Source organism: Paenibacillus sp. JMULE4 (assembly GCF_013337105.1).
Taxonomy (GTDB): Bacteria; Bacillota; Bacilli; order Paenibacillales; family NBRC-103111; genus Paenibacillus_G; species Paenibacillus_G naphthalenovorans.
Genome location: NZ_SGWF01000018.1, coordinates 82,152 through 108,849 on the forward strand (window position 1 = coordinate 82,152; position 26,698 = coordinate 108,849).

General features: G+C 50.4%; 22 protein-coding genes, 2 pseudogenes and 1 other annotated feature. Of the genes and pseudogenes, 17 read left to right on the forward strand and 7 right to left on the reverse strand.

The window, feature by feature from the left end:
• Positions 1 to 43 precede the first annotated feature (43 nt).
• Both EXW96_RS20710 and EXW96_RS20715 read right to left on the reverse strand, forming a co-directional pair.
• Positions 44 to 1,162, reverse strand: a complete 1,119-nt coding sequence (locus EXW96_RS20710; RefSeq protein ID WP_137670395.1) for an MGDG synthase family glycosyltransferase — start codon at positions 1,160 to 1,162, stop codon at positions 44 to 46.
• Between the two features lie 57 nt (positions 1,163 to 1,219).
• A pseudogene (locus EXW96_RS20715) lies at positions 1,220 to 1,746 on the reverse strand (phosphatase PAP2 family protein).
• A 693-nt stretch (positions 1,747 to 2,439) separates the two neighbouring features.
• Between EXW96_RS20715 and EXW96_RS20720 the strand changes: the two are divergent.
• The 4 genes from EXW96_RS20720 to rplT all read left to right on the forward strand — a co-directional run bounded on the left by EXW96_RS20720 (position 2,440) and on the right by rplT (position 5,059).
• Positions 2,440 to 3,675 carry a glycosyltransferase family 2 protein gene (locus EXW96_RS20720; RefSeq protein WP_062409845.1) on the forward strand — a complete coding sequence of 412 codons (1,236 nt, stop codon included), beginning with the start codon at positions 2,440 to 2,442 and terminating at the stop codon, positions 3,673 to 3,675.
• A gap of 62 nt (positions 3,676 to 3,737) precedes the next feature.
• Positions 3,738 to 3,895 (forward strand) — a sequence feature (ribosomal protein L20 leader region).
• A 36-nt stretch (positions 3,896 to 3,931) separates the two neighbouring features.
• A complete protein-coding gene (infC, locus tag EXW96_RS20725; protein WP_062409844.1) occupies positions 3,932 to 4,432 on the forward strand; it encodes a translation initiation factor IF-3 in 501 nt (166 codons plus the stop codon).
• A gap of 26 nt (positions 4,433 to 4,458) precedes the next feature.
• Positions 4,459 to 4,659 (forward strand): 50S ribosomal protein L35, encoded by a 201-nt coding sequence (gene rpmI / locus EXW96_RS20730; protein ID WP_062409843.1) that lies wholly within the window; start codon positions 4,459 to 4,461, stop codon positions 4,657 to 4,659.
• 40 nt (positions 4,660 to 4,699) lie between these two features.
• Positions 4,700 to 5,059 (forward strand): 50S ribosomal protein L20, encoded by a 360-nt coding sequence (rplT, locus tag EXW96_RS20735; protein ID WP_025849278.1) that lies wholly within the window; start codon positions 4,700 to 4,702, stop codon positions 5,057 to 5,059.
• Positions 5,060 to 5,187: 128 nt separating this feature from the next.
• Here the strand turns inward: rplT and EXW96_RS20740 are convergent, their stop codons facing one another.
• Positions 5,188 to 6,192, reverse strand: coding sequence for a globin-coupled sensor protein (locus EXW96_RS20740; RefSeq protein ID WP_062409842.1), 1,005 nt, complete (start codon positions 6,190 to 6,192; stop codon positions 5,188 to 5,190).
• Between the two features lie 662 nt (positions 6,193 to 6,854).
• Here EXW96_RS20740 and ilvB point away from each other — a divergent pair.
• The 6 genes and pseudogenes from ilvB to EXW96_RS28125 form a co-directional block, all read left to right on the forward strand.
• Complete coding sequence (gene ilvB, locus EXW96_RS20745) at positions 6,855 to 8,594, forward strand: biosynthetic-type acetolactate synthase large subunit (protein WP_174351299.1); 1,740 nt, start codon at positions 6,855 to 6,857, stop codon at positions 8,592 to 8,594.
• Positions 8,595 to 9,083, forward strand: a complete 489-nt coding sequence (gene ilvN, locus EXW96_RS20750; protein ID WP_054818194.1) for an acetolactate synthase small subunit — start codon at positions 8,595 to 8,597, stop codon at positions 9,081 to 9,083.
• 138 nt (positions 9,084 to 9,221) lie between these two features.
• Entirely contained in the window at positions 9,222 to 10,214 is a 993-nt protein-coding gene (gene ilvC / locus EXW96_RS20755; protein WP_054818195.1) for a ketol-acid reductoisomerase, read from the forward strand.
• A gap of 155 nt (positions 10,215 to 10,369) precedes the next feature.
• Positions 10,370 to 11,917, forward strand: coding sequence for a 2-isopropylmalate synthase (locus tag EXW96_RS20760; RefSeq protein ID WP_054818196.1), 1,548 nt, complete (start codon positions 10,370 to 10,372; stop codon positions 11,915 to 11,917).
• Between the two features lie 147 nt (positions 11,918 to 12,064).
• Positions 12,065 to 13,390 carry an IS91 family transposase gene (locus tag EXW96_RS20765; protein ID WP_254611157.1) on the forward strand — a complete coding sequence of 442 codons (1,326 nt, stop codon included), beginning with the start codon at positions 12,065 to 12,067 and terminating at the stop codon, positions 13,388 to 13,390.
• A gap of 376 nt (positions 13,391 to 13,766) precedes the next feature.
• A pseudogene (locus EXW96_RS28125) lies at positions 13,767 to 13,988 on the forward strand (transposase); the annotation flags it as partial.
• Between the two features lie 193 nt (positions 13,989 to 14,181).
• Here the strand turns inward: EXW96_RS28125 and EXW96_RS20775 are convergent.
• Positions 14,182 to 15,384, reverse strand: coding sequence for an aminotransferase-like domain-containing protein (locus EXW96_RS20775; RefSeq protein WP_174351301.1), 1,203 nt, complete (start codon positions 15,382 to 15,384; stop codon positions 14,182 to 14,184).
• A gap of 320 nt (positions 15,385 to 15,704) precedes the next feature.
• On the opposite strand from EXW96_RS20775, the gene EXW96_RS28675 reads away from it, so the two are divergent.
• The 4 genes from EXW96_RS28675 (at position 15,705) to gcvH (ending at position 18,784) form a co-directional block, all read left to right on the forward strand.
• Positions 15,705 to 16,355, forward strand: coding sequence for an acyltransferase family protein (locus tag EXW96_RS28675; protein WP_375256469.1), 651 nt, complete (start codon positions 15,705 to 15,707; stop codon positions 16,353 to 16,355).
• Positions 16,356 to 16,494: 139 nt separating this feature from the next.
• On the forward strand, positions 16,495 to 17,574 hold the full coding sequence (leuB, locus tag EXW96_RS20780) for a 3-isopropylmalate dehydrogenase (protein WP_174351302.1): 1,080 nt from the start codon (positions 16,495 to 16,497) through the stop codon (positions 17,572 to 17,574).
• 197 nt (positions 17,575 to 17,771) lie between these two features.
• Positions 17,772 to 18,320 (forward strand): peroxiredoxin, encoded by a 549-nt coding sequence (locus EXW96_RS20785; protein ID WP_062409835.1) that lies wholly within the window; start codon positions 17,772 to 17,774, stop codon positions 18,318 to 18,320.
• Between the two features lie 80 nt (positions 18,321 to 18,400).
• A complete protein-coding gene (gene gcvH, locus EXW96_RS20790) occupies positions 18,401 to 18,784 on the forward strand; it encodes a glycine cleavage system protein GcvH (RefSeq protein ID WP_062409834.1) in 384 nt (127 codons plus the stop codon).
• Between the two features lie 114 nt (positions 18,785 to 18,898).
• On the opposite strand, the gene EXW96_RS20795 is transcribed toward gcvH, so the two are convergent.
• The 3 genes from EXW96_RS20795 to EXW96_RS27760 all read right to left on the reverse strand — a co-directional run bounded on the left by EXW96_RS20795 (position 18,899) and on the right by EXW96_RS27760 (position 23,140).
• Complete coding sequence (locus EXW96_RS20795) at positions 18,899 to 20,872, reverse strand: glycoside hydrolase family 15 protein (protein ID WP_074729923.1); 1,974 nt, start codon at positions 20,870 to 20,872, stop codon at positions 18,899 to 18,901.
• A gap of 306 nt (positions 20,873 to 21,178) precedes the next feature.
• The gene (locus EXW96_RS20800; protein ID WP_054820132.1) at positions 21,179 to 21,394 is read right to left on the reverse strand and encodes a KTSC domain-containing protein; all 216 of its coding nucleotides are present in this window, start codon (positions 21,392 to 21,394) and stop codon (positions 21,179 to 21,181) included.
• A 240-nt stretch (positions 21,395 to 21,634) separates the two neighbouring features.
• Complete coding sequence (locus EXW96_RS27760; RefSeq protein WP_203237022.1) at positions 21,635 to 23,140, reverse strand: transposase; 1,506 nt, start codon at positions 23,138 to 23,140, stop codon at positions 21,635 to 21,637.
• A 414-nt stretch (positions 23,141 to 23,554) separates the two neighbouring features.
• Here EXW96_RS27760 and EXW96_RS20810 point away from each other — a divergent pair, with 414 nt between their 5' ends.
• The 3 genes from EXW96_RS20810 (at position 23,555) to EXW96_RS20820 (ending at position 26,645) form a co-directional block, all read left to right on the forward strand.
• Positions 23,555 to 23,983, forward strand: a complete 429-nt coding sequence (locus tag EXW96_RS20810) for a hypothetical protein (protein WP_062409832.1) — start codon at positions 23,555 to 23,557, stop codon at positions 23,981 to 23,983.
• Between the two features lie 305 nt (positions 23,984 to 24,288).
• The gene (sigI, locus tag EXW96_RS20815) at positions 24,289 to 25,095 is read left to right on the forward strand and encodes an RNA polymerase sigma factor SigI (protein WP_062409831.1); all 807 of its coding nucleotides are present in this window, start codon (positions 24,289 to 24,291) and stop codon (positions 25,093 to 25,095) included.
• Complete coding sequence (locus tag EXW96_RS20820; protein WP_174351303.1) at positions 25,092 to 26,645, forward strand: anti-sigma factor domain-containing protein; 1,554 nt, start codon at positions 25,092 to 25,094, stop codon at positions 26,643 to 26,645. The genes sigI and EXW96_RS20820 overlap by 4 nt, the downstream gene beginning before the upstream one ends.
• Positions 26,646 to 26,698 lie beyond the last annotated feature (53 nt).

Consider the following 26,698-nt stretch of genomic DNA (forward strand, 5'->3'; position numbering starts at 1 on the left):
AGAGTCCCGGCAGGTTGTTTAACGTCCGTTCGTGCGCGGTGGTTTATCCTTGCAGCATATTTATAATGGCGCGGGAGCAATCCGCCGGATGGTATGCATCCGTTCTGCGTCTCAAGCTTCCGCGGCGCTTCTCCAGATCTGGATAATGCTCAACCAGAAACCGGAACCAATGGGCGACCGTTTCCGCCGATTTGATGGGTTCTCCAAACCCGTGCTGCGTAAAATACTGCAGATTCTCTTCCTCTTGTCCCGGTATCGGCTTATAGAACAGCATCGGAATTCCCTTGGCCAGCCCTTCGGTACAGGTCATACCTCCGGGCTTGGTGATCAGCAGATCGGAAACCTCCATCCATTTGTCGATTTCTTTCGTAAAACCCAAAAGCCGGATATGGGGATGCCGGAACCGTTCGTCTTTTTTCAGCTCGGCAAGAGCCTTCTCGTTGCTGCCGAGACAGACGACAAGCTGTATCCGGTCCCGCCAGCGGATCAAATCGGTTAAGAAATCCTCGTTTTTGACAAGACCCCAGCCTCCGCCCATGACGAGAACGGTGGGCAGCCGTTTCAGTCCGAAATGCGAGCGGAGCTCTTCTCTGTTGTGTCGCTCCCAGAAGTTCGGATGAATGGGAATTCCTGTGACTTGAATGCGCTCCGATGGGATGCCGCGGATCAGAAGCTTCCGCTTCACGTCGGGAGTGGAAACCAGGTAGGTGCTTACTTCTTTACTGACCCAAGTCCCGTGCGCATCGTAATCGGTAATAACGGTACACAGCGGAACGGTCAATCCGAAACGCTTCAGCCTGGAAATTACAACGTTCGGGAACGGATGGGTGCATACGATCGCATCCGGCTTCAGCTGGCGTATCACTTCTGCGGCTTGTGCATAAAAAATCCGGTGAAGTGCAAGCTGCGAGATGCGGTTCAGCGACTTTTTATATTGTGACCGATAGACGAGCCCGTAAAGCTTCGGCTGTTTCGATACAGTTTTGCGGTAGGCGGTCAAAATCCATGGAGCTAAGGTTGGATGTAAAAACGTACCGAGCTCAAGTACATGCGTCTGGATGTCGGGCGAGAGCATGCGAAGACTGTCTGCCAGCGCATAGGCCGCTTGCGTGTGGCCTGCTCCGAAGCCCTCGGATAATAATAAGACCCTCTTATTACGCATAACTCTTCACCATACCCTTGTTTCTTTTGAACTTATACCGAATTAACATTACTGCTTTTACCCCAAAAATGCAACGGTGGTCAGGGCGGTCGTCGTTCCGATCAGCAAGCCAGCCAGCACGTCGGACGGGTAGTGCAGTCCCAAATAGATCCGCGACATGCCAACGAGCGAAGCCACGGGAAGCAAAATTGCCGTGACCCAGGGAGTAATGAGCATCATGGGTACAGTTACTGAAAAAATGGCCGTCGTATGCCCGGAAGGGAACGAGTGGTCTTTCAGCGGTTTTTTGCATGTGTGGGTGCCTTCAAGAACAAGATAAGGACGCAGCCGCGGATATTTCTTTTTATGATGGCGACAGGAACATGACTGAGTCCCAACGCGACACAGCTCAGCATTCCGGCCGATTTCCATAATCCCTCGGCAAACAGGGCGATGCAAAGCGCCGTGGCGATGGATGCTGCAGCGCCCCCCAGATGGGTGATGATGTTGAAAAAGAAATCCAGCGCTTGATGCCGAATCTGTTGATTGACAAAACAGAACATCCGGTGCTCATGATACTGAAGCCGCGTGACTAATCTGTTCATCATAGGATATGCCTCCCTGCAGTAAAATAAGCTTTTGTTCGGTTCTCATATGATTGTAAGACGGAATTGTTATTGGAGTATCAACAGGATATGAAAGAATCTTATATTGACGAGGAGTTCATGGCCCTATATTATATTTGACAATGGGTTAACATGGTTCATTTACCATAAATTACGAATCATATGTACAGCTTTGTCCAATTTCCGGCGAGTTCATGTAGGAATAGTTTCGCGTGGCAGCAACATTTTTGCAGACAAGTTCGTCAGTAAAGTTGCCGGTGCAGATGACTGCCCATACAGGGGAGCATCCGCCGGTATGGAAAATGGCAGCCGGGGCGATTTGGTTTACGGAGCCGCGATGCGGATTCCGGGATAAGGGTTGTACAATCGTCGCCTCTACAAATTGGCAAAGAAAGTTTTTCCAGACGGCGCTTATAAAATAATTGAAAAACGATGAAAATAAGACGTAAAAAGCTGGATAGCAGAGAGTCCGACCGATACCGCTGCTGTTTTTCCCAAAAATGACAAAGAACCGACTTAATCAAGCGGTGTGAAGCTTTTGACAAATGACAGTAAAGAGAGGAAAATCATATTCGGCTACCCTCGCAATTGAAGAGGCATTATCGAATCCGTTATTAAACTGCTAAAGAGAAAAAAGACATAGGGGTACATACAAAAAAAGGGGGATGAATCATGCTGGACAGTATTATGCTAGGCCTTCAGTTTACGCTAATTGTCGTCGGGGCCTATCAACTGGGCCTGACGTTTTTTGGCTGGTATCGCCGTAAGAACAAGGCCCAGCACGCGCCGCAAAAAACGTTCGCCGTCTTGGTGGCGGCTCACAATGAGGAGCAAGTTATCGGAGCGTTAATTGAAAACCTGAAAAATCTGGATTACCCGAAAGAGTTGTACGATATATTCGTAATTGCTGACAACTGTACGGACAAGACTGCGCAAATCGCCCGCGATATGGGCGTATATGCCTGCGAGCGCCATAATCCGAACCTAAGAGGTAAAGGTTATGCGATTGAATGGATGCTCAAGGAGCTGTGGAAGATGCCTCGCCAATACGACGCCGTCGTCATGTTCGATGCGGATAACCTGGCGAGTCCCGATTATCTGAGACACATGAATAACGATTTGTGTGAAGGCTCGAAAGTTATTCAGGCTTATCTGGATACCAAAAATCCTAACGATTCCTGGATTACCGCTTCGTATGCCATATCTTATTTTTTCAGCAACCGGTTCTGGCAGCTGCCCCGAACCAATCTGAAGCTGGCGAACTTTCTGGGCGGCACGGGCATGTGCTTTGAAACAGGACTGCTCAAGCAGATCGGCTGGGGGGCGACAAGTCTTGTCGAGGACCTGGAATTTTCCATGCGATGCGTCAAACTTGGCGTAAAGCCCACCTTCAATCCGGATGCGAAGGTATACGATGAGAAGCCTCTTACGTTTAGGGCATCGGCAAGGCAAAGGCTGCGTTGGATGCAGGGGCATTTTGACGTTTGCCGCCGTTATTTCTTCGTTCTGCTTTGGCAGGGGATTAAAGAACGGAACTGGACGAAAATTGATGCCGCGATTTACTCGGCCAATGTATATAACTTTTTCCTTGGTTCGATTGTCACGATGGCGGTTTGGTTTGATAATATCGTGCTGGGCGGCTCGCATCTCACCAAGCTGTATGAAGTATCGCCTACGCTGTTTAACGTGGTGACGATCTCGATTTACGTCCTGCTGCCGATCTCCATGATCATGGATAAGGCATCTCTGAAAACCTATAAGTATTTGATATTGTATCCTGTCTTTATGTTTTCCTGGTGGCCGATCACGATTTATGCGTTCTTCACTCAAAACAACAAGCAGTGGAGCCATACGGAGCATACCCGCGTGATTCGTCTTGAGGACATGCACAGTAAACAGGCAGGTTGAATCTGTCGGACAAACCGATGTATCCGTTGACTTTTACAAACAGATTGTGGTATATTATTTGAGTGCAAAAGAAGAAGCGCCCGCTTCTCACCTGTCCGACGAAGGTTGGCTGGTTATGAATGATAGTGAGCTTACTTGAATATCTGATGCTTTATCGGATAGATCGATCACTTGAAACAAACTGCGTGGGCGTTTTTAACGCCCGCGTATTTTTTTTAATAACCTTTGGAGGTGGCAGGTTATCAGTACAGAGCACATGATTAATGATGAAATTCGAGCAAGAGAAGTGCGTTTGATTGGTGCGGACGGAGAGCAGCTGGGTATCAAGCCGATTCGTGAAGCGCTGCAGATTGCAATGGATCAGAATTTGGATCTGGTCAATGTGGCTCCGACGGCGAAACCGCCGGTTTGCCGGATCATGGATTACGGGAAGTACCGCTATGAGATGCAAAAGAAAGAGAAGGAAGCCCGTAAGAACCAGAAGATCGTTGAGCTGAAAGAAATTCGTCTGAGCGCGACAATTGACGAGCACGACTTTCAAACGAAGCTTCGCAATGTATCGAAATTTCTCAACGACGGCGATAAAGTAAAGTTGTCGGTTCGTTTCCGCGGCCGGGAGATCGCACATGCCGAAATCGGGCAGCGCGTTCTGGAGCGGATGGCCGCCGAGGTGGAGGATCTGTGCGTTGTGGAGCGCAGGCCGAAGCTGGAAGGCCGGAGTATGATCATGATCTTGTCGCCGAAGCAACAGCAATAATTTTACTCTTTAAGGAGGAACACCCCATGCCAAAAATGAAAACACACAGCAGCCTGAAAGGCCGTTTTAAAATTACAGGTACCGGTAAAGTAACGCGCTACAAAGCGTATAAGAACCACCTGCTGTCCGGCAAGTCCGCCCGCCAAAAGCGCGTGCTCGGCACGAACCCGGTTATGGCTCCCGGCGATGTAAGACGCCTGAAGCAGCAGCTGGCTAACATCAAGTAATTTCGTTAATATACTCAACAATTCTTGGAGGTAGATCGTCATGGCAAGAGTGAAAGGCGGATTTATCCGTACTCGTCGTCGCAAGAAAATTTTGAAGCTTGCTAAAGGGTACTTCGGTTCGAAACATAGATTATTTAAAACAGCAAAAGAGCAGGTTATGAAATCCCTGCTGTACGCATACCGTGACCGCCGTCAAAAGAAACGCGATTTCCGCAAGCTGTGGATCGTGCGTATTAACGCGGCTGCCCGTCAAAACGGTTTGTCCTACAGCAAGCTGATGCATGGTCTGAAGCTGGCCGGCGTAGAAGTTAACCGCAAAATGTTGGCGGATCTCGCCGTTAACGATATCAACGCGTTTAACTCCCTGGCTGAAACGGCAAAGCAAAAAGTCAACGCGTAATGCAAATGCATGAATATAAAAGCACCTGCTGCACAAGATACGTGAGAGCGCATCTTGGACAGCAGGTGCTTTTTTTTGTCAGCCAAACGATGGATATGGAAGAAAGCTACTGCGGTCCTTGACCGGATTTAAGCGGATTGCAGCTGCTGAAGATCCGCCGTTACTTTTTCGATCATCTGAACGAACGAGGATAATTCTTCTGCGCTGGCGGCCTGCGTCTGCGCCTGGGTGGTGGTGTGTTTTGACTCCTGCTCTACTTCTTTCAGCAAGCGGGAGATGGTTCCGAGCTTTTCCTGTATTTGTTCCAGAGCCTGTTTGGATCCGCCGGCTAATTTGCGGACCTCGTTAGCGACAACCTCAAAACCGCGTCCTTGTTCCCCCGCACGGGCTGCCTCGATGGCTGCATTGAGCCCAAGCAAGTGAGTTTGATCGGATATCTCCTGAATAAGCGTTCCCATATTTTGAATTTGTTTTACTTCCGCAGTCAGTTCCTGTATCAAGTAGTGGGATTTCTCCTGCGATTCCGCCGAATGAATGGCCGATTCCGCTACCGACTGGCTGCTGCTGCTCAATTGGACCATCATCGAAACCAGCTCCTGTACTGCGGAGTTGATCCCCTGCAGTAAACGCCCTTGTTCATCCACAAGCTCCTGAACCTTTTTCTTTTCATGGTACTCATAGGCTTCCAGAACCAGCTGCGAGTCGAAATTGAACATTTTGGTAAGGGCGTGAATGACCGGGAGCCATGCGTCCGGCAGCATCCTTTGGAAGTGGTTTGTCGCCAATTCGAGATACAGCATATAGGTTCCCAGGTACCATTGGGTCGTCAACCCGATCCGGGAGTGCACCTGGCCTATGTAAATTCTTTTTTCAATAAACGCTTCGTCAATCGTGCCTTCCGTGAGCGAAAGAAAATACCAGTGCTGCGTTTCTTTTAACCGGTCTACCGTGCTGTGTCTTTCTATGATTTGTTTGAGTTCCGGATGCTGCATGATTCGTTCATAAAGCTCGTCAACCAAATCCCGGACGATTGCCTTAAATTCGTTGGCCTTGCTTTTTAAGAGAAATAAATCTTCGTTGGTGATGCCGATGTAATCCAGTTGTTGTTTTCGTGTCTCGGATAGTTTGTTCATGTTGCTCCCCTCTGCCTGTGTAAATGTGATTGTTATCACAATTAGGATTCGCTATCGGAGTGTAATTTCCTTCAATTGGATATCAATAATTTTTTTTAGGCGCGATGCCCCATGATGGGCAAGGTCGGCGCGGAGCCCGCTGCCCCTGAGACCTGTTTTTTTGAACCATGAAAGAATGCCCGCCTGCAAAACAGCTCCCCGTAAGGCATGTCAACCGGGCGGAGGGATGGCTTTAATACCGCTTGACTAAAGCAAAGGTTCGGCATATAATAAACAAAAAAGTACAACAGTGTTATCGGCTATGAAGAGGACGAAGTGATAAGGGCTCTTATGTTCAGAGAGCGGCGGAGATGCTGAAACCAATGCCATTAATCCCTTATGTACGAGCTCACCTCGGAGCTGTTTTCCTGAAAAGCGCGGCGCCTTTAAAGCATCGCGGTTATTAGGGAGAATCGGAGTGGCACACGTTACCGTGCCGAGGGTAAGCGACATGCCTGCTAGCGGCGTGCATTACCTGCTAAGGTTATTTGCCGTGAGGCATTTAACAAATCTGGGTGGTACCACGGAAGATCAACCCCTTTCGTCCCGTCAGACGCAACCATTGCGTTTGGGGCGAAAGGGGTTTTTAGTTGTTATCGGACTTTTTGAGAGGAGGGCTACACATGATCGTTCAAACCAAACAAAAGTCGAAAGAGCAGCTGCGTGAAGAGCTGCTGAAGCCGGATGTGATAACAGGATCGGAAATGCTGCTGCGCAGCTTGCTGCTGGAGGATGTAGATTGCGTCTTCGGCTATCCTGGCGGAGCGGTTTTATATATTTACGATGCCATGCACGGCAATCCGGATTTCCGCCATTTGCTGACAAGGCACGAGCAGGGCGCCATTCATGCGGCGGATGGCTATGCCCGTTCGACCGGCAAGGTCGGCGTATGTATAGCCACTTCCGGACCGGGAGCGACCAACCTTGTCACCGGTATCGCTACAGCTTATATGGATTCGGTGCCGCTGGTGGTCATCACGGGAAATGTGGCGACGACGGTGATCGGTACGGACGCGTTCCAGGAGGCGGATATTACCGGCATTACGATGCCGATCACGAAGCACAGTTACCTGGTGCGGGATGTGAAGGATCTGCCGCGGATCATTAAAGAAGCGTTCCATATTGCTTCGACCGGCCGCAAAGGACCGGTGCTGATTGATATACCGAAGGACGTATCGAACGATACCGCGCCGTTCTACTATCCGGAAAAAGTGGACATCCGCGGCTATCACCCGACGGTACAGCCCCATAAGCTTCAAGTGGACCGTATGCTGGAGGCGATTGCGGAAAGCGAGCGCCCGGTCATTATCGCAGGCGGCGGCGTCGTTTACGCGGATGCGTCCAAAGAGCTGGTCGAATTCGTGGAGAAAACCCGCATTCCCGTCGCCACGACGTTGCTTGGCCTGGGAGGCTTTCCAAGCGCGCATGAGCTGTGGCTCGGGATGCCGGGGATGCACGGAACGTATGCGGCCAACCATGCGCTGCAGAATTGCGATCTGCTGATCGGCATTGGCGCGCGTTTTGACGATCGCGTGACGATGAAGGTGAACGGCTTTGCCCCCAAAGCGAAGAAAATCGTCCACATCGACGTGGATCCGGCGGAAATCGGCAAAATCGTTGAAACGGCGATTCCGGTGGTTGGGGACGTGAAAAAGGTGCTGCAGCTGGCTAACCTCAAAGCGAAGCCGTCCCAGTCCAAAGACTGGATCGCCTGGAACCAGGAAAACAAGAAGAACTTCCCGCTGACCTACCAGGATTCGGATACGGAGCTGAAGCCGCAGTATGTCATCGAGATGATCAATGAGACGACCAAGGGAGAGGCCATTATAACAACGGATGTAGGCCAGCACCAGATGTGGACGGCGCAGTACTACAAGTTCAACCATCCGCGTTCCTGGATCACTTCCGGCGGTCTCGGCACCATGGGCTTCGGCTTCCCGTCGGCGATCGGCGCGCAGGTAGCCCATCCGGATCGGCTGGTCATATCGATCAATGGCGACGGCGGCATGCAGATGTGCTCGCAGGAGCTGGCGATTTGCGCCATCAACCAGATTCCGGTGAAGATTGTCGTCATCAACAATCAGGTGTTGGGGATGGTCCGCCAGTGGCAGGAGATTATCTACGATAACCGATACAGCCATATTGATCTTGCCGGCAGTCCGGACTTTGTGAAATTGGCCGAAGCTTACGGCGTGAAGGGACTGAGAGCTGCCAACAAAGAAGATGCCCGCCGCGTATGGCAGGAAGCGTTGGACACCCCGGGTCCGGTGCTTGTCGAATTCATCGTGCCTAAAGGGGAGAACGTCTTCCCGATGGTAACACAGGGCTCGACGATAGACCAAATGATAATGGGGGATTCGTAAATGACTCGCAAACACACCATATCCGTTCTAGTGAACAATCAGCCCGGTGTGCTGCAGCGCGTATCCGGCCTGTTCGGCCGCCGGGGCTTCAATATCGAGAGCATTACTGTCGGCGAATCCGAGGAGCAAGGCTTGTCCCGTATGGTCATCGTTACCACGGGTGATGATCATACGCTGGAGCAGGTATCCAAACAGCTTTACAAGCTGGTCGATGTCATCAAAGTGGTCGATTTGAGCTCGAATCCGATGGTAGCTCGCGAGCTCGCGCTGATCAAGGTCAATGCGGAGCCGAACGTCCGTCCCGAGATTCTCGGCGTGGTCGAGACGTTCCGTGCAGCTGTCGTTGACATCGGTCCGAACACGCTGGTCGTGCAGGTGGTAGGCGATTCGGAAAAAATCGATGCGATGACCGAGCTGCTCAAGCCTTACGGGATCAAGGAATTGTCCCGAACCGGCGTCACCGCAATGATTCGAGGCATGGTGAAATAAGCGTTTGAAGATTTTCCGGAAATCGTAGTACAATGTTCTGTGAGCGGGGGCTCAATCGGATGACATAACTGGAAGACGCTCGTGGTCCGCTTGAGCACCCGCTCACAGGGTTTATATTAAAGGAGGAGCTATTATATCATGGCAGTCACTATGTATTATGAGAAAGATGCTGATTTGAACGTATTAAAGGGCAAGACGATTGCCATCATCGGCTACGGCAGTCAAGGACACGCCCAAGCGCAAAACCTGCGTGACAGCGGTCTGAAAGTGATTATCGGCCTTCGCCAAGGTCGTTCCTTCGATCAAGCGAAAAACGACGGATTTGAAGTATATTCCGTTGCGGAAGCGACCAAGCTTGCTGACGTCGTTCAAATTTTGATGCCGGACGAAACGCAAGCGAGCGTTTACAAGAATGAAATCGAGCCGAACCTGAAGCATGGTGCAACGATCATGTTCTCTCACGGCTTTAACGTCCATTTCGGTCAAATCAATCCATCTGCGGATAAAGACGTTCTGCTTGTCGCGCCAAAATCCCCGGGTCACATGGTACGCCGTGTATTCGTGGAAGGCTTCGGCGTGCCTGGTCTGATCGCAGTTCATCAGAATGCTACGGGTCAAGCCCAAGCCATCGGTTTGGCTTATGCCAAAGGTATTGGTTGTACACGTGCAGGAGTTATTGAAACCTCTTTCCGTGAAGAAACGGAAACCGATCTGTTCGGTGAGCAGGCCGTTCTTTGCGGCGGCGCATCCGCACTGGTAAAAGCCGGCTTTGAAACGCTGGTAGAAGCAGGCTATGCTCCTGAAATGGCTTATTTCGAGTGCTTGCACGAGTTGAAGCTGATCGTCGATTTGATGTATGAAGGCGGTCTGGCAGGCATGAGACATTCCATCTCCAACACGGCAGAGTACGGCGACTATGTAACCGGACCTCGTATCATCACAGACGAAACGAAGCAGGAAATGAAGCGCGTTCTGTCCGATATCCAACAAGGCAAATTTGCTCGCGACTTTATTCTTGAGAACCAATCCGGTCGTGCGTTCCTCACGGCTACCCGCCGTATGGAATCCGAGCATCCGCTGGAGCAAGTCGGTACCCAACTGCGTGAACTGATGCACTGGATCAAGAAGTAATCGAACTGACAATGAATGATTAGCGGCATAAGGTCAGCTTGGGAAACTGTGGGGAACGGACGGCAGGGCAAGTTCGTTCCCGGACGGTTCCCGGGCTGTACCTTTTTCTGCTTTAATAAAGTGGTTAAATTTTGATAAAGCGCAGGTGAGACGGCATGAGAAAAATTTATATTTTCGATACGACGCTGCGCGACGGCGAGCAATCGCCGGGCGTGAATTTGAACATGCAAGAAAAGGTGGAAATCGCCCTTCAGCTGGAGAAGCTGGGCGTAGACCGGATCGAAGCCGGTTTTCCGGCGGCCTCCCCAGGCGATTTGGCCAGCGTGAACGCCGTAGCCCGGACTGTGAAGAATGCCACAATCGTGGGTCTCTCGCGCTCCCGTGTGCAGGACATTGATGCGGCGCGCGAAGCGCTCAAGGATGCGCAGGATCCGTGCTTGCATTTGTTCCTTGCCAGCTCGCCGATTCACCGGAAGTATAAGCTGAAGATGGAGAAGCATCAGGTGCTGGAAACGGCGGAAGCGGCTATCCGGTATGCCAAAAAATATTTCGATAAAATTGAGTTTTCGCCCGAGGATGCCGGACGTACCGAGCTGGATTTCTTGTGCGAAGTGACGGAGATGGCCATTCGGGCAGGAGCAACCGTCGTGAATATTCCCGACACGGTTGGCTATATGACGCCTTACGAGTTCGGCAATATCTTCAAGACGCTGAAGGAAAATGTGCCGGGCATCGAGAAAATTCAGCTCAGCGCGCACTGTCACGATGACCTTGGCATGGCGACGGCCAATGCGCTTGCGGCCATTCTGAACGGTGCCGATCAAATCGAAGGAACGATTAACGGGATCGGCGAGCGCGCGGGCAACACGGCAATCGAGGAAGTAGCGCTGGCGCTGGAGACACGTCAGGAGTTCTACCAGGCGAAGACATCGCTTACGTTGTCCGAGATCGCCCGTACGAGCCGTTTGGTGAGCAAGCTGACAGGCATGGTCGTACCGGGCAATAAAGCGATTGTCGGGGCTAACGCGTTTGCCCATGAATCGGGCATTCACCAGGACGGCATGCTCAAGGAAAAAACGACTTACGAAATCATGTCTCCGGAGACAATCGGTCTGAAGGAAAGCAAGCTGACGCTCGGCAAGCTGTCCGGCCGCCATGCATTCCGTGAGAAGCTGGTCGATCTCGGCTATAACCTGAACGATGAGCAGCTTAATGCGGCCTTCGCCAAATTTAAGGATTTGGCCGATAAGAAGAAAAACGTGACGGACGACGATATCCTGGCCTTGATCGAGGAGAAGCTGATCGAGACGCCGGAAGTGTTCTCTCTCGAAACGATTCAAGTTTCTTACGGCAACCAATCGACACCGACCGCAACGATTCGCTTGAAGACGATCGAAGGCGAAACGCTGGAAGAAGTAGCGCTGGGCAACGGTTCCGTCGACGCGATCCTCAATGCGATCGATAAAGCGACGAAGGAAGAGGTCGAGCTCGAAGATTACTCGATCCAATCGGTCACGCAAGGCAAGGATGCGCTTGGTGAGGTGCATGTCGTACTGAACCAGGGCGATTATTCCGTACAGGGCCGCGGCGTAAGCACCGATATTCTCGAAGCAAGCGCGCGGGCCTATGTGGATGCGATCAACCGGCTGATAGAGAAGCGGAAGTCCCCGGCTCGCAGCCGTGATAATGTATCGTTGATCTAGCTATGTTCATGAATAAGGGGGTGTCCCAAAAGTCACCGAGGTGACGGGGATACCCCCTTTTTTAAACATATCAGAATCTTTAAGTCCTTTACAGAACTAAAGCGTAAGGGGGTACCCTTTCTAAGAAATTTTCGGTATGCTAAGGACATGGAGACGAACGTACTGAAACGGATCTTTCTGGAGCATTGGCCCCAGTTTTATGAAAAGAATAAAACACGAATCCGGCTGGTTGTCGTTAAAGAGATCGAGAAATTTCTTGGTTGCGGGAATCCCAGGAACGGCTTTAAGTTGCTGGTTTGTGAAGGGTGTCATGACACGAGAAAAATTCCTTACCGCTGTAAGGGACGGTTCTGTACGACGTGCTCATGCGGAGAAACAGAAGAGTGGAGCCGTGTGATGGCGGAAGACGTGTTTCAAGTGAACCATAGGCATGTCATCCTTACCATCGATGAAGGATTACGCGACATTTTTCTGAAATACCGGGAAATGCTGAAAGAGTTCATGGACGAAGCAGCCCGACTGGTTCAAGAACACTTTGAGAAGAAACATAAAGTAACGCCTGGGATTATTGCAGGCTTACATACCTTCGGATCGAAACTGAATTTTAACCCGCACGTGCATATGCTTGTGACAATGGGAGGTATGACAGCGAACGGGGAGTGGAAGACCTACGACTACATTCCGTTTAAGAAACTGCGAAAACAATGGCAGACGGTGGTGCTGAAGCTCATTCGCCGTCACTTAACGGAAGAGCAGAAGAAACAGGTACAGCCGTTGCTGCAAAAAGCCTACTCCGAAAATGAGGAAGGCTTCTATGTACATGGCCCAAAACAGAAAGGGGACGTAAAAACGCAACTGGGGTACATTGGACGTTATATCCGTCGTCCGGCCATAGCGATCGAGCGAATTAAGGAATACGATGGAGAGTATGTCGTATTTCGCTACCATGACAAGACGGATGATATGGAAAAAGAAGAGAAAGTAACCGTGGAGGAGTTTATTTCGCGGTTAATTCGTCATATTCCAGATGAGCATTTTAAGATGATCCGCCATTATGGACTATACGCGCGGCGGATCAAGAAAGAATGTAAAGAAAAAGTACAGACATGGCAGGAGAAGGTTAAGAAGACGATTGTGAAGGTACAAAAGCTGATTCGTCGGCGGAACTGGCAAGAACGGATCAAAGCGCAGACAGGGAAAGACCCTATGGTTTGTCCAAAATGCCAATGTTATTATGAGTACAAGGGAGAAGTCTGCCTTGAAGAGGGGCAGCTTGTCGTAAAGCATGCCGTTTGTGCAAAAAGCAAGGCGGTGTTAGAAAGGATGATTAACGATCTCACCGGTATCGAAGAAACGAAAACCAGCGAAGAAGAAGAAACCAACGCAGTTAAGCCTAAGCAAGCACCTGCAGTCCAAAGAGGTCGTCAAATATCTATGTATGACGTGCTCGCAGAGCGAAGAAATACCGCTTAGTGTGGTCAGAGATTTTGACATGATGGACGATGGGGATCCGGAAGTTCCGCCACAATTCGCTTGTGAATCCTGTGGTGGAGAAATGTATCCGGAATACTATAAGGGTGTTCATGGATATGAATACCGCATCGAAGATCGGTTAAGGAAAAGAGAAGTGGAAGAGAGTTCGAAGTCGATCAGATGAGGGAATGGGTATGGGGTGGAAAGTTTACGGGCCGCCTTTGAAATCGTGTTATTTCCGCCTAATCAATTCAATAAAACACGATTTCAAGAGCGGTTGGAACCCCATACCCATCCCTCCCCACGCTCAAATGTATGGGTTTGCACAAGGATTTTAGAGGACCTGGCCAGCGGCCAGGTTTTTCTTAATTTTGTGCGGGAAAAGCTGCGAAGTGAGGAAGGCTATGCGTTGTCGGTTCGACGTATGATCGAACCGGAGAGTGTGTTCGGACAAATGAAAAACAACCGGAACTTCCGGCGTTTCCTGCTTCGCGGCTTGCCCAAAGTGAGCCTGGAGGTCGGGTGGCTTTCCCTTGCCCATAATTTATTAAAGTGGGCGGCGATGAACCAAAAAGGTCGGGTAAGAGAGCAAGTATAGCCCTCTACTCGACCTTTTTTTCTGTATGGAAACGAGAAGTTAAGAAAACAGGGCCGTCCCTGCGTAGTTAAAAACTACTTATGGGACGGACACTTTGTAGTTTTGTGCAAGCGGCCGGGACCGGCCCGCAGCGGAAGCGCAAAAGCCCGTCCGGATTCAGGCGTTTCCGGACGGGCTTTGAGCTGATCTACTATCAGTGAGCGGCGGTTTTCATGCGCTGCAGCGCTCGTTCCAGCCGGTCAAAAGCAAGGACCATCTCCTCGCTGTCCGTATGCGTAAAGTTTAGGCGCATCGAGTTCCTTTGAGGCTCGTCCGCAAAAAAGCTGATTCCTGGAACGAAGGCGACGCCTTCCTCGACGGCCAGCTTGAACAGCTCCTGCGTATCGATCCCTTGCGGCATCTCCACCCAGATGAACATGCCGCCCTTCGGCTCGTTCCAGCGGACCCCTTCCCAGTTTTTGGCCTGCAGCAATCTGACCATCTCGCGCATCCGCGATTCGTATTGCGTCCGGATCAGATCGATATGCGAGTACAAGTCAAACTGCTGGAACAGCTCGTGCAGCGCCTGCTGGTCCATGGTGCTGGAGTGCAGATCCGCAGCTTGCTTGGCGCGGGTCATATGAAGGATCACGTTCTTGTCGCCGACAACCCAGCCGGTACGCAGCGCCGGGGCGACGATTTTGGAGAAGGTGCTCGTGTATACGACCGCTCCTCCGTTCGGACCGTCGTCCAACGAATAAATGGACGGGAAGGTTTCGGTGTCGTTGAAACGCAGCTCTCCATAAGGGTCGTCCTCCAGAATAAGCACGCTATTGGATTTGCACAGGTTCAGCGTGCCCTGCCGGCGCTCCAGGCTCCATGCTTTGCCAGTCGGATTTGCGAACGTAGGAATGACATAAATCATTTTAGGACGATGCTGCTTGATTTTGCGTTCCAGATCTTCCAGATTCATTCCGTTTTCATCGCAATCTACGGAAACGAGCTTGGCTTTATAGGATTGAAACACTTGAATGGCAGCGAGATAAGTCGGTTTTTCGACCAGAATGACGTCACCCGGGTCGATATATATGCGAGTCAGCAAATCGATTGCCTGCTGAGAGCCGGTGGTCAGCAGCATGTTTTCTATGCCTGCTTTGATTCCCTTGCGAGCCAGATGCTTCGTCAGGCTTTCCCGAAGCGGCGTATAGCCTTCCGTAAGCCCGTACTGCAAAACGGATTTGCTCCCCCGCTCAAAAACGCGCGCGAAGGCGTCGCGCACCGCTTCATGCGGAAAATACTGCTCGTTGGGAAGTCCTCCGGCCAGTGAAATGATCGAACGGCCCTGCGTCAGCTTGAGAATTTCGCGAACGGCTGAGGATTCAAAGCTATTAATCGTATCTGAGAAATGATAGTACATAAGCGCAAGGCTCCTTTTTATTAAAAAGAAGTAAAGTCATTGTATAAATTTCATTTTAATCCTTTCCAAGCCCTGTGACAACTGTGAAAATGAACTGATCGTTTGCCGGTCCATTCATTGCGTCATGCCATGGCGATTCAAAAGTCGGGTAGAGGACGCAGCCGGCGGCCCGAGAAGGCGTCGCAGCATCGTCGCGGCTGCTGTATTGTCGGCAGTAGGCATAAGTTCTTGCTGCAATATGATACGATATGTATAATTATTTGATACATATTGTATCATGGAGGAGATTGAATGAATGCTAATGTCGTGAGCGAAATTTTTTGGTTGTCGCATTCCTCATTAATTTTGTATATCTCGCAGCGTTTAACCTGACAGACCCGGTATCGGGTGTTCCATTTAGCGGGTATATATGGAATCGCGGTTACTTTATGTTATTCCCGGGATGGATTTTCTACTTTGCCCTGGGATACTATTGCGGCGCTCATTATGACATCTTAAAGTCAAACCTTCACAAATACAGAGTTATCGTTCTGCTTGCGCCGATATTAACTTTTTTGTTGTCCGTCTCCATTCTCAACTATACGGGAATTGACCTGTCGTCGAAGCGGTTTGACAATATATTATTTTCGACTTCCATGATTTTTTTACTGATGTACATTACATCAAAGCTTAAAAATGTCCCCCGCTTTATTTATTTAATAAGTAACTATTCATTCAGTATTTACTTATTACATCTGGCTTTTATTTTGGTATTGCGTCCATTGCCCATAATGGGCGCAATAGCTTATATCATTTACTTATTTGTTACAGCGATTGCGGGGTCCATCCTGCTGGCGGCGATCTTGAACAGATTTCCATTCGGTAAATATATCGTCGGCAACGTGCAGACAAGAGGCAAATCCAAAAAGAAAGAAAGGTTATCCATTCCAATACTATCGGCTAATGAAGTTGGTGACAGGAAGAACCTTTGATTTGCATATGTTTTTCATTTTCATAAGGATTATATCTATAGCTTTTGCCTATCAAGATGATAGATTTTATATCTTTGTAAAACAGAGGGAAATATGCTACAAAAGATATAATGAACTAGATTAGGAGTGAATGCAACTCATGGCAGACGTGAAAAAAATTGCCGTAATCGCCGGAGACGGTATCGGTCCCGAGGTTGTGGCGGAAGCAATTAAGGTTATGAAGAAAACAGAGGAAGTGTTCGGCTACCGTTTTGAGTTTGAACACGGCCTGTTTGGCGGAATCGCCATTGATGAGAAAGGAACGCCGCTGCCGGAAGAAACGCTGGAGATATGCAAAAAGTCCGATGCCGTTCTGTTGGGGGCTGTCGGCGGGCCCAAATGGGACAACAATCCGAAGGAGCTGCGTCCGGAAACAGGGCTTCTGGGTATCCGCAAAGCGCTTGGATTGTTCTCCAACATTCGTCCCGCGGTCATCTTCGACTGCCTGAAGGATGCTTCCACGTTGAAGCCTGAGGTTCTGGAAGGGACGGATCTGATCGTTGTCCGCGAGCTGACCGGCGGCATCTATTTCGGCGAGAAGTTCCGCCGCGAAGGAGAGAACGGCCAGGAAGCAGTGGACACCTGCGTTTACAATGTAGCGGAAGTGGAGCGCATCGTTCGCCAGGCCTTCGACATTGCCCGGACCCGCAGAAAGAAACTTGCGTCCGTCGATAAAGCGAATGTACTCGAAACGTCCCGCCTGTGGAGAGAAACGGTCAACCGCATCGCGCCGGACTACCCGGATGTAGAGCTTGAGCATGTGCTTGTAGACAACTGCGCGATGCAGCTTCTGCGCCGGCCGTCGAGCTTCGACGTTATCGTGACGGAGAATATGTTCGGTGACATTTTGAGCGATGAAGCGGCTATGCTGACAGGCTCTATCGGTATGCTGTCCTCCGCTTCGCTGGGTGAAGGAGCCTTCGGTTTGTACGAGCCTGTACACGGTTCCGCGCCGGATATCGCAGGTCAAGGCATTGCCAACCCGATTGCGACGATCCTCTCTGTAGCATTGATGTACAGACTGACATTCGGATATCATGATGCTGCGGAAGCGATTGAGCGGGCCGTGAAAGAAGTGCTGGACGCCGGCCACCGTACGGGAGACATCGCCGTAGACAAGAGCAAAGCGATCGGAACGAGCGCTATGGGTGAATTGATTGTAAACGCCATCCGAAAATAAAATATAAAGCAATCGGAAAACTCTTGAGAAATAGGACTTCTTAAGAGTTTTTCTGCACACACAGAAACAAATGTCAGAAATATAACAGATTATAATATTTATAATAAGATAAGGATTCCAATTATTGACTTTCTATAGGTCAAAATGTTACCATCTATACCATGATAACCATTATCAATTAAGGAGGATTTTCAGATATGACGGAAAGATTGGTAGGCAAACCGGCACCGGATTTCACCATGGCAACGGCAACCGGAGACGGCCAAGAGTTCGGTAAAGTTTCTTTGTCTGATTACAAAGGCAAATGGCTCGTACTGTTCTTCTATCCGCTCGACTTCACATTCGTATGCCCGACTGAAATTACGGCGCTTAGCGAAGCAGCCGGTCAATTCAATGCTATTAATGCTGAAATCCTCGGCGTATCGACGGATAGCATTCACTCCCACCGTGCATGGATCAACACTCCGGTTGACCAAAACGGTCTTGGCAAGCTGAACTTCCCATTGGCTTCCGACATTACGAAGCAAGTTGCCCGTGACTACGGTGTATTGATCGAAGAAGAAGGTATTGCGCTGCGCGGCCTGTTCATCATCAATCCAGAAGGCGAACTGGTATATCAAGTGGTACATCACAACAACGTTGGCCGCAGCGTGGAGGAAACCTACCGTGTGCTTGAAGCGCTGCAATCCGGCGGTTTGTGCCCTGTAGGCTGGAAAAAAGGCGACAAGCACCTGGTTGCGAAGTAATCGTCTTTAAAAATAGATTCCTCAACCCGCCTCCCCGGCGGGTCTGAGGTTTTTTACTACATAAGCAAAGGGGAGCAGGAATGGAAATTTTACAAGGGCTCAAATATAGCGAGAACCATGAATGGGTGCGGTTGGAAGGCAAGCGTGCGATCATCGGATTGACGGATTTTGCCCAAGAGGAATTTGGCATGATCGTCTTCGTGGAGCTGCCCGAAGCAGGAGATGAACTGCAGGCGGGAGAGCCGTTCGGCAGTATGGAATCGGTAAAAACGGTAACGGAGCTTTACGCGCCGGTATCCGGTAAAGTGATCGAGGTAAACCGCAAGCTGGCGGACAACCCCGGATTGATCAACCTGTCGCCATACGGAGAGGGATGGATGATCGTAGTCGAGCTGACCGACCCCTCCGATCTGGAACGGTTATGGGACGCGGACAAATACGAAGCAACCTACGTTCATGAATAAGAAGCAGCCTGACGAAGGTCGGGTTGCTTTTTTTACTAAAAAAAGGTTTCAGCGGAGAAGAGCCATGAAGGCCGGATTCAAAGAACTGCCCGGTTGAATCCGGCTTGTTTATCGTCAGGCCTTGGCCGGGGGCTTCAGCTTTTGGTATTTCTCGATGTATTTCACCACGGCCAGCACGTAGGTTGCGTGGGACCAGGAGAGCGGGGCGACGGATACCGGCCCGCCGTCGAACGGATCGAGCTGCTCCGGCAGAATGCCGCTTTCCATCGCATGCTGGACGACCCACTCCAGCGTGCGTCTTGGAGCCTCCAAATCCTCCACCGTCTTGGCACATTCAATTTCCCATTCAGCGATCCACAAAGTGCAGATGATCCAGGGATTGCCCGGGATGTTCTTAATGTCGGACGAGCGCTGAAAGTAATAATCGTGATGATAGCGGGCAACGCCGCCGACATCGGTTTTGATCGTAAGCCCGGCGCGGTTGGCTTCGATCGTCTTGACCACGCGGGGGTCATCGGCGGGCAGAACGCCGAACTCGAAGATGCCGTAGACGCTGCTTTCGAGCGTTTTGTCCTGGATCCAAACGCCGTTATCCAGAACCAAACCGCGCACAAAACGGCCTTCCTCCTCATTGTACAAATGCTTCAGGATTCCAGACTTGATCTTCTCCGCCGTATGGCGGTAACGGCTGGCCCGTTCTTCGTCGCCGAACAAGCTGCAGAAGTTGGATGCGGCGATGAGTCCGCCATACACCGCCGATGAGGTGAAGGTGAAGATGCCGTACCGCTCCTCCCATAAGTCGTAGCTGGGCTTCGGCAGGTTCAGGTCGTGCTCGATGTAGCTCGACATGAACCGTGCGGCGGGGCGGATCAGCGTTCGGTACAACGATTGCGGGAGCTCGATATCGCCGTGTCTGACATAATCCTGCCAGAGCGCGAACAGGACAAGCGCCGTTTCGTCCTCTTGAATGGGGAGCTGCATTTTTCCGCCGTTCAGATAAGGATGCCAGCTGGAACCGACCGTTCCGTCCGGGTTGTATTTATGATGCAGGTAGCCTTCCGGCGACAGGCTGTTCGCGCAAAAATGAAAGAAAGGCGTAATCATTCCCTGATATCCCGCCATGGTCATCGCATAGGCGATCAGAGCGCCGTCGCGCGGCCACATATAGCTGTAATGATCGCGGTTGGACTGCATGATATCGGAATCGTTCGCGGCGATAATGGCGCCGTTCACATCCGTCTGGGTACGGACGATCAGAAGGCTCTGCTTGTAAAGACGAATACAGGCCTTGCTCAGGTTGCCGTAATCGCGTTCCGATTTATTCACCCAGCGCTGCCAGTAAATTTTAACCCTGTCCAGAAGCTTGCCGGGATGGCTTTCTTTGACATAGGCGTCGAGCTTCTTGACCTCTTCGAGGTTTTTGCCCGCCGTCATCCAATAGTAAAGCCATTCATCCGAATTCGGGGGCACATGAAGCCGGAAGCTGATGGTGCTGTCGACAGACCCCTGGGCGATGGCGTTGCCCATCAGATGGCCGTCCTCCGCATCGCGCCAGGTGCCTTCGGCGTTGTAGAAACGCTTGACCCCGGTTGTATATTGAAACAGACCCTCGCTGCCGGTCTGCCCGTTGAACATAAAGTAGCGGTCTTTTTTATAATGAAATACCGTGTTGTTCTGCGGGTAGTAGGCCGCCGTATCTCCGACTTCGGTCTCGTTAATGACCAGATCCTGATTGAAGAACATCCTCACTTCGCGTACTTTGTCCCAATGATTGTGAACTTGCACCCGCTTCAAATATATATTTTCACGCTGGTGGACGCCGTCGTTAATGAGCAGGGTAATTCCAAGATGATAGTGGGAGGCCTTGACCTCGGTGACCAACGAATCCTCTGCATAGGAAAGCTCAATATTCCAGTCCGGATCGGAGAGCCAGCTGAACGCGCCGTCAACCCACAGGCCGATTCTGCACTGATAGCCGCCGACATGGTTTAATTGGCCTACATAAGGATAATACAAATCGCGGATATACGTTTGACGATCCAAATTGATCAAAAATTTGCCGTTCCCGATGACTAAATGCCTTGGCAATCCACCCACATCCTTCTCTATCCAGAATGCAATCTAGTTTTCAGAGTACCTTTTTATGACAATCCGGTCAATCCATGAAAATGGAATGAAAACGGAGACCGGCGCGCTTTCGGCGAAAGCTCAAGGGTGAAATCGCGCTTCGATCCTATGAAACTATTATTTCCGGTTTTCCAGGGCGTATACGGAAATAATAAAATCTCCAATCCGAAGCTGCGGTCCGGGTGCATCTTCTTCGATGTCCGCCGCCAGCCAAGTGGAGATTGGGGTGAAGCTTTATTCGTTATTCGTTATCCTGTGCTTATGCGTTTATTGGATGCGAGGGGGCAAAAAACTTTGCTCGGTTGTCAGCTTCATGATCATATCGTACCGGTTGGGGGATTGCAGCAGCGACTGGTATTGCTCCGGTTTTATGCCGCTGCAGGTGAGCGTTTGGCCCGTATGATACTGAATATGCATTTGCGAGGATTGATCGTCATAGCTCACAAATGCGATCTGCTTCGAACCGATCGGAAGCAGCTTCATAAACTCATCTCTCCTTTTAGAGGCTGATCATGAACAATCCGTCTGCGTGAGGAAGTACCTGCGGCGGAGTTTTTTGTTTTGGATGGATACCTTACCTTATGCCGAAGGCGGAACATTTAGAATCGTTTAGCTGAGGAGTCGCAAGTTTGAAAAGTATGCTCCAGCCGTATATGCAAAAAGACCTCGTCCGCATATGATATAACATAAAAGGACGACCTTATTTCATACAGTTGACATGACCTATGCAGTTCGTGGTAAGACCTGGTAAAGTTCTGGTCTGGGTGTAACCCAAAGAAGCATTAAATAATGCTCTGGCCAAAACAATTCAATTAGTCTTGCAAATTGCCGCACTTGTATGTCACAATCAATAGAGATTCGCTGAATGCCCTTGTGGTTTTTCACGCGAACCTGACAACGAGTGTGGAAGAGGCCACGAACCATTTCGCCGTGGGTGTAGCCTTCATCACTCGTTTTTTCTTTGTTCAGTTCGAAAAGCGCAACGGCTAATAATGTCTCAGCGGCGAACAATAGCTCGAAATGAGCATGGTGATGCGCTTCGGATTGGGCATGGCACTTTTCAAAAGCCAGTTCCTGCTTGGCTGCACGAAAGAACACTTCGATCCGCCAGCGTTTTACGTAGGTCTGCAATGCTTGCTCCGGCGCATCAAAGCGGTTACTGATGAGCAAGTACGCGCCTCTGTAAGTGGCAGGGGACTCTTCCTCTTCTGTCTGGACGGGATTCGAATCGGGTTGTTCATCTTCCTTTAATCGCATGGCGACAACAGCGGCGATCGGTACAAATCGTTGTTTGGTCACTTGCTTTCCTTTTCGATTTATAGTGGTGTAAGGGCGCTTCATGTAAATACCCGGAATGGAAATGGAACTCAATCCGGATGTCGCTTGACGAGTCAAATCCTTGAACACTTCGCGGATGAGCATGACCGGAGTCAGCGGCACGAAGCGTTCTCGACGGGTACCGGGTTCAATGACTTTACGGAATAAAGCGGTGTTGCGCTTGGCCTTGGTTACCCAATCAAAGTTGTTTTCTTCTAGGAATACGAAAAATTTCTTGCACAGATACCACCGGTCCATCGCCACCCACAGTCGGCATGTGACGGATTCACGCAGCATCAAAAGCATCTGTCTGGCCAGATCCAGCTTCGTAAGACCCTCACCCTTCGTTTCCGGCTTATGCCACACGCGGTAAAACAACGGATATTCCAATCCGCTTTTTAGGACAGCTTGCAGGACCACAAGATTCATCGCCCATGCATATGTTTTTGTGGAATGGTCGTAGAGCCAGCTGAGAAACGGAAGTTGTTTGGCGTAGGGATGCGCACTATGCGTATCATCGAGATTGACCACATCCCCATCGGAGAGTCGGGTCAGGGTATCTTGCTGCAATCGCTCGACACGCTTTTTTCCAAAGGTCATCCAGGCAAAGCTAGTCGTGAAGAAGCGGCTCAACGTATACTGAGTGAGCTTCCAGGGCTGGAACATGACTTTCAGCAAGGCATCCTTGTCGGCTAACTGTGCCATTTGAACAACGGATGAACAATTGGAAACGAGACCGACGACATAAAGGAAGCAAAGGAGCCAAGACGGTGTTCCACTACGCTTCATCATGCCGGATTGGGAGAGCAGCAGAGAGAAGTCAAAACGATCCCACAAACTTTTTAGGACGGGGGCTCCCGCGCATTCACTATGATTGAGCTCAGTAAATCTCGGTTTTTGTAACGCTGACATTGGCAAACCACCTATAATCTAGAAGATATACCCTGCAAATAGAGGTATCCTTCGCGATTATGGGGGTGTTTCCAAAATGTCAAGTGGTTTTTCGTCCTAATTTCGAGAAATTAGTGACATTTGTGCAGCAAAAACCACCGTTTACCAGTTAATGACACGAACTGCATAGATCATACAGTTGAAATAACGCTGTATTTCATTTCAAGTTTGTCCAAATCCTAGGCGAAAGGCGGTTTTTGAACGGGGTCAGGAAAGATTTAACTGGCCTTCAAAAGATGAAAAAAGAGGATTTTTGTATCCTTAGGTCGAATATAAGTCTAGGATATCGGCATGTGTTTTTTTGGCTCGGATTGAATATAAGTTGAATGAATATAGGTTGAGAGGATTTTAAACCGGGATTTGGAGGCGAAAAGGATGAGCTTTTGCTGCGGTGCCAGCATGTTGGGAACGAAAGGGACGTTAAAACATATCAGAACGTATATACACAATGTACCTCTGTTATTCTGCCCAGTGTGCCACCGAGTGGAAGTGCACCATCTGGTCGAGAACGAGTATGAAATCCTGGCCGAATATGCACACGGAGACGGTGCCCCTGAAGTAGATTTTGGAGATTATGTTGACGGCCACGATTCGTCGAAGCTGTTTGAGAATTGCGTAAACCATGAGGACGAGGAGCCGCTTGAGGTTGTCCGCAGCCAGATCGATATGGCGCTGGACCTCCTCATGGTGGCCAAAGAAATCGGGGACGCCGAATGGGAGCGGCAGCTGAAGAAGCGGCTGAACGTACTTAGCCAGCGGCGGCATAAGTTAAAGAGCAAAAAAACCATGCGAGGCCTGTCCTAGGCCGTCTAAACCATAACGTCCCTTCATTAGCCCGCTTCTTCCAGGCTGGTGCATAAGACCGCTTGTCGGCCTGTGCATTCAGCCGGGAGCCGCGCTTTCGGCAGCATAGAGCATGCAGCCCAGGCCAGCGGGACCGATCCGCAGGAATTGCGGCTCGGGAGGGGATGTTTTTTTGTTGTCGGACGATATGGAAACGATAACCTGGGCATCCAAAATATTGTGAAAATTTAGAGAGGGAAGACCCTAAGCTTACCCCCGTAATCGTTAGGGAACCAGCGAAAAATTTGTAGTGTGAGGTGGAACGATTGCTGCTCGTTTTATTTAAGAAGTTTTTAGGAAAACGCCAGTCTCCCCACCCGGATAACGCGGATTCGCAATCGCCGGAACAAATCGTAATTCGCATTCAAGAGGGTGATTTGCGCCTTCGCAATCAATTTATTACGGATTATCAGCCGTACGTTGCCAAGGTGACGAGCAGATTTTGTAAAAGATATATAGATCCTACCCGGGACGATGAGTTCAGCATCGCGCTCGGAGCTTTTAATGAGGCGATCAATCAATTTTCTCCTCAGGCAGGACGTTCGTTTCTTGGTTTTGCCGAACAGGTGATCCGCCGTCGGCTTATTGATTATATTCGAAAGGAGCAGCGGTTCTCGCAGCAGATCCCTTACAGTACGTTTGAGGTGGAGGACGAGGAGGATAACATTGTTAATCCCATCGAGATCCACCAGGCGATCGAACAGTATGAGAAGCAAAAAGGCAACCAGGAGCGACGTAGTGAAATTATGGAGCTGAACCGTTCACTGACCGATTTCGGGATTGGTTTTGCCGATCTGGTCGACGCTTCGCCCAAGCACGACGATTCGCGCCAGGCGCTCTTCGCAATTGCGAAAAAGCTGTCCGAGGATGCCGGGCTGATGCAGACGATGATGTCAAAGAGAATGCTGCCCATCAAGGAATTGCTGGATCAAGTGGAGGTGTCGCGCAAGACGCTGGAACGAAACCGTAAGTTTATTATCGCTGTCGCTCTGATATATAAAGGACCCTATCCGTATCTTAGAGATTACCTTCATATCAGAAGCGATTCGGAAGAAGGGGGGGACGTGAATTGAACAAAGGGATCGTGATGGAAATCACGGAGAAAAGCGTCATTGTCATGCGGCCCGATGGCCGGTTTCAGCGGTTGGCCCGCAAAAAAAGAAACTGCGAGATCGGGGAAGAAATCACTTATGCCGACGAAGGCATCAACTGGAGGAATTTGTCTGTCGCCGGGCGTTCGGCCATCGTGGCGGCGGTGGTGTTCTGTCTGGTGCTGTTCGCGAGCTTTCACGGCAAGCTCGGAAGCCAGGAGGTTGTGGCATATATCTCAATCGACATTAACCCGAGCGTGGAGATGGGCATCGACATCCGGGAGCGGGTTGTTGAGCTTCACGGTCTGAATGAAGACGGCGAGGCGCTGATTCAACAGGTCGATTATAAGAAAAAGCCTCTGGAAACCGTGACGGCGGGCATTTTGAACAGGGCTGAATCCATGGCGTTCTCCAAAGGAGAGGCCGAAATCGTCATTGCCAGCACGGTCATTCAGCCGGACAGCAAGATCAGTGACATACTGATTGCGGAAAAGCTGCGCCTGCAGGTGAAGGAATACATACAAGCATCGCACCCGACGCAAGTAGATTCATATCAGATAGCCTCCTTCGCCGCTCCCCAGGAAGTTCGTGAGGTCGCCAGCCAGAACGGTGTGTCTATGGGGAAATATACCGTATATCTGAATGCCAAAAGCAGCGGCGCCGCCATTACGCTCGATGAGCTGAAGACGCGTTCGGTATTGAGCATCTTCAAGGAAAGCCCGGAAATGGCTCAGATGATGGCGCCCGACCGTCTTCCGACGAAGGCGGCCATCAAGCAGTTGATGGAGGAAGAAAAGTCCGGCGAGCTGGATAAGAGGCTTCAGGAGCGGCTGATCAATAGGGAAAAGGCCGATACGAATAAGGGAAGTACGATAAGCCTCCCGGACAATACTGCCCCTGCTAACGAACAGAAGAGCTCGACTGTTCCGTCCGGCAGCGGGAAAAATGACAATAATAAGGATGACAAGGATTCAGGGAACTCCAGAACCGTCAATGCCAGGCCGGGCTCACCCCATTCGTCCGTCGTCACGATTCCGGGTGTAGTACGTCAGGCTGATAAAAAGGACGACCGGGATGACAGGGACGACCGGAGGAGAGGCAACAATCGCGACGACGATGACGACCGGAACTCACGCAGCATCTGGGATAACAGGAATAGCGCAGAGAAACGCCTCCGCGAGGAAGCGGCAAAGCGCCTAGAAGAGCAGAAGAAGCGGGAGGAAGAAGCGCGCAAGAAGCTGGAAGAGCTTCGCGAGAAGGCTGAAGAGCTGAAGAAAAAACAGGCCGAAGAGTATCGCAAACGGTTGGAAGAAGAAAGGAAAAAGGCTGAGGAACAGCGGGGTAAGGACGAGGAGAAGCGTAAAGAGCAGGGGAACAGAGACGAAAACCAGCGTAAGAAGAAGGATGACGATGACTCCGACTCGAAAAAAGAGCCGGCTTCCGGAGGCCAATCGCTGCAGAACGCCGACAGGGAGCCGGAGAAGGTTTGGAACGGGTCGTTCACTTTTCCGATCTTTAATCCGCATCCATAGAAAAATCATTTGCCGCCCGACCCAAGTCCCCGCAGCAGCCGACGCCATCAGCG

Coding starts and splice junctions, on each gene's coding strand:
- rpmI (WP_062409843.1), top strand. CDS start 4,459: ATGCCAAAAATGAAAACACACAGCAGCCTGAAAGGCCGTTTTAAAATT.
- EXW96_RS20760 (WP_054818196.1), top strand. CDS start 10,370: ATGAGAAAAATTTATATTTTCGATACGACGCTGCGCGACGGCGAGCAA.
- EXW96_RS20765 (WP_254611157.1), top strand. CDS start 12,065: ATGGAGACGAACGTACTGAAACGGATCTTTCTGGAGCATTGGCCCCAG.
- leuB (WP_174351302.1), top strand. CDS start 16,495: ATGGCAGACGTGAAAAAAATTGCCGTAATCGCCGGAGACGGTATCGGT.
- EXW96_RS20800 (WP_054820132.1), bottom strand. CDS start 21,394: ATGAAGCTGCTTCCGATCGGTTCGAAGCAGATCGCATTTGTGAGCTAT.
- rplT (WP_025849278.1), top strand. CDS start 4,700: ATGGCAAGAGTGAAAGGCGGATTTATCCGTACTCGTCGTCGCAAGAAA.
- EXW96_RS20775 (WP_174351301.1), bottom strand. CDS start 15,384: ATGTACTATCATTTCTCAGATACGATTAATAGCTTTGAATCCTCAGCC.
- EXW96_RS20710 (WP_137670395.1), bottom strand. CDS start 1,162: ATGCGTAATAAGAGGGTCTTATTATTATCCGAGGGCTTCGGAGCAGGC.
- infC (WP_062409844.1), top strand. CDS start 3,932: ATGATTAATGATGAAATTCGAGCAAGAGAAGTGCGTTTGATTGGTGCG.
- gcvH (WP_062409834.1), top strand. CDS start 18,401: ATGGAAATTTTACAAGGGCTCAAATATAGCGAGAACCATGAATGGGTG.
- EXW96_RS27760 (WP_203237022.1), bottom strand. CDS start 23,140: ATGTCAGCGTTACAAAAACCGAGATTTACTGAGCTCAATCATAGTGAA.
- EXW96_RS20810 (WP_062409832.1), top strand. CDS start 23,555: ATGAGCTTTTGCTGCGGTGCCAGCATGTTGGGAACGAAAGGGACGTTA.
- ilvB (WP_174351299.1), top strand. CDS start 6,855: ATGATCGTTCAAACCAAACAAAAGTCGAAAGAGCAGCTGCGTGAAGAG.
- EXW96_RS20720 (WP_062409845.1), top strand. CDS start 2,440: ATGCTGGACAGTATTATGCTAGGCCTTCAGTTTACGCTAATTGTCGTC.
- ilvN (WP_054818194.1), top strand. CDS start 8,595: ATGACTCGCAAACACACCATATCCGTTCTAGTGAACAATCAGCCCGGT.
- EXW96_RS20785 (WP_062409835.1), top strand. CDS start 17,772: ATGACGGAAAGATTGGTAGGCAAACCGGCACCGGATTTCACCATGGCA.
- EXW96_RS20740 (WP_062409842.1), bottom strand. CDS start 6,192: ATGAACAAACTATCCGAGACACGAAAACAACAACTGGATTACATCGGC.
- ilvC (WP_054818195.1), top strand. CDS start 9,222: ATGGCAGTCACTATGTATTATGAGAAAGATGCTGATTTGAACGTATTA.